Source organism: Parachitinimonas caeni (assembly GCF_030129945.1).
In the GTDB taxonomy this organism is placed as follows: Bacteria; Pseudomonadota; Gammaproteobacteria; order Burkholderiales; family Chitinimonadaceae; genus Parachitinimonas; species Parachitinimonas caeni.
On sequence record NZ_JARRAF010000102.1, the window covers coordinates 1 to 2,875 of the forward strand.

The following is a 2,875-nucleotide window of genomic DNA, read 5'->3' on the forward strand; positions in this document are numbered from 1 at the left end:
TGCCGTTTGAAGGGCTGGTGAGCGTGTAAGTAATCTGGCTGTCGTTGACATCGGTAAAGACCGAACCACCGTTCTTTGACTGACCACCAGTCAGAGCAGTGCCGCAAAAAACGATACCACCGACGCCGTCGCTGTCTAACAAAACATCGTTGCCTTGGTCTTTCTCGACAAAATAGGTGTCAAAACCATCGCCACCTTCCAGCCAGTCGTTACCGGCGCCGCCGTTGAGCTGGTCCTTATCGGCACCGCCATACAAGGCATCGTTACCTTCTTCGCCATACAGCTGATCATCGCCGCTACCGCCACGCAAGGTGTCGCGCGCCAAGCCGCCGGTTAACGAATCCGCACCGGCACCACCATCCAGACTGTCTTCATCGGCACCGCCGTCCAGCGTATCGTTGTCGGCCATGCCAAACAGGGTGTCATTGCCTTCACCCCCCTTGAGAACATCCAGCCCCTTGCCACCTTCCAGATAATCGGCACCTGCGCCGCCGTCGAGGGTGTCGTTGCCATCCATTGCAAACAATGAATCGTTCTTACTGCCACCAGTCAGGCTTTCATTACTTTCATTACCAAAAATTATTTGATACGGCTCTGGAATCGATCCATCTGCAGGAATTAGGGCTGCGGTAAATTTACTGTTTCTCTCTTCAAATAAATAAAATTTCCCATCAGCACTTGGGGCGTAGATGTCTTCCTTTCCAGGGATTGGCAAGGTTGATGTTTGTGATGGCTTGGTCGAAGTAATTAAGCTCAGTAGTTTGGCGCGCTGTGCGATGTACTCAAGCGATATAGACCCTTTTTCTGAGTTGTTGTCATATATATCCAACTCGCCATTTCTATTGATGGACTCATAAGCAGAGTTATCATTCTGCACAGTGGTTAGCGGTAAAAGATACTTCAATGCCAGTCGAGCTGCGATCCCTTCTTTCCCTTCCTTTTTTGCCATATCAGCGATATTGGAAGAGTTGTAATATTTAGATTTTGTAAAAACTGCTGATGCTTGGCCAACTAGCGCATCCCAACCATAGGCAGCACCATATGTTGCTAAAATGGCCAGATTGGAAACTATATCTGAATTGGAAACCGAGTCAGGAATAGACACCCAGTCTCCACCTAGAACCAGAGAATCCCCCATAGTGCCCGGCCACTGCCAGCTTTTAAGGCCAAAACCCTGTGCAAAATTATCTGCGTCGGCCTTGACGATCCATTCGATGGATGGGATTTCTCCGAATGTAATTATTCTTTCGAATAGCACAGCTGCTAAATCATTGGATGCTTTATTGTATATTAAATCGGAGAATGATTTGCCATTTTGATTTGCTAGCCCTTGCGATACAGCGCGTAACTCAGTATCTACTAAACCACCATCCTGTGAATTGGTTTGTGCAGCAACCCAAAACCAAGTATAGCGATTATATAGACTGTTTTTGTAGAAGCTTGCTTTGGATGAGCCATCATTTTTATAAGCTTCTCCCAGAAGATCCCTTATGTAGATATAGGCTTTCCCATAATTTCCATCAATGGTGTGGTTCTCAACTAAAATCTTCAGTGTTCTTACCTGGTCTTGAGTTAATTTCATTAAATTACTTCCTTATTAAAGAGTTTACGTATTCCGAGATCTTTGCATCTCTAGATATTATTTTTTCTGGTTTCATTGGGGCTGAATGAATTAGGTACCTAAATTCGAAGTGGTCATCTATTTGGCCGGTCCCCCAGTGTGGTGTTGGCGTGGAAATCAAGTATCTTACGTATGACGAATAATTGTTTTTCCCTGCAAAGGATACAATTTCCATATTGTCTTGTAATTTTCCGTTCTCAAGAGCCTTTTCTCTGTATATTTTATAGGCATCAGTATCTAAAACCAATCGCCACGATTTATTTGAAATACGTCGCTCTAATGTGAAAACAGCCGTCGGTTTGCTCTCTGTTGGACTTATAACAATACTTTCATTCATGTCGCCACACGCAAGTCTGGCAGTTTTGTCATCAAAAATCCATTTGCCGTCCAGTCGAATGAATTCCTCTTTTTTACGAATATTAGGTGTTGCAGAAACCGTGCATTCTGGGACTATTAACGAGAGCTCTTTTCCTGATCTGGAGACTAGCGTTATTTTTGTGGGCTTGGTAGAAAGATGGCTTTTGCCGGATCTATTTGAAATAAAAAACCATGAAGTGAGTACAAAAACCAGTAAAAGAAAAACCAGTATTTTCTTCATTTTTGATCCTTGGTTAAACTTGTTTTTGTGTGATTAGGATTTCTCTGGATTGACCTAAGATTAGAGCTGAGATCTGTTGTTATCTGCTTCGCTCTGAGGAAAGCAGAAAGAGAATAGCTCGACCAATTGAGGTGTTATGGTAATGGGGGTGGACGTAGGCATTCGACGCTTGAGCACTGAATGTGTTCAGCAACTGCGCTCCTACCAGGAACCTTATTTTCATCTTCGAACCCCTTAAGCGATACGGGTGGCAATTCGAGCTTCATCCAACCACAAACGGCTGGCTTGTCTTCTCCACCCCTATGCAGCCCAGTGCTGCTGCGCTTTAGGCTGTCTCCGATATGGGTGGGGTGTTGCTTGGTTCATGGTAGTGCAGAAGAAAGTGGGCGGATTGTAGTTACACTGGCAATTTGATTCAAGTATTTGATAAATAAAATTTTTCTTCTGTATGGGTTACCTGGATCAAGCCCCTTGCTGCGCCTTGGTGGTGGGGAGTTGTGTTGGCTGTTTGTTGCCTTCCACGGCCAATGGGCCGCTATCGCCGTGGCAGCTCGGGATGGCAATGGCGGCTAGGGAGCAATGGTCTGCTCAACCATATCCTCGCCATTGACCTTGATCGGCTGGGCATCCACCAACTGTGAATAGCCAGACAGCCC

Annotated in this window: 2 protein-coding genes; both read right to left on the reverse strand. The window is 45.4% G+C overall.

Annotated features, from left to right (window positions below; genetic code table 11):
* A partial coding sequence (locus PZA18_RS23700; protein ID WP_284103369.1) for a calcium-binding protein occupies positions 1–1,582 on the reverse strand: 1,582 nt, incomplete at its 3' end.
* A 4-nt stretch (positions 1,583–1,586) separates the two neighbouring features.
* Positions 1,587–2,219, reverse strand: coding sequence for a hypothetical protein (locus PZA18_RS23705; protein ID WP_284103370.1), 633 nt, complete (start codon positions 2,217–2,219; stop codon positions 1,587–1,589).
* Positions 2,220–2,875: the final 656 nt, after the last annotated feature.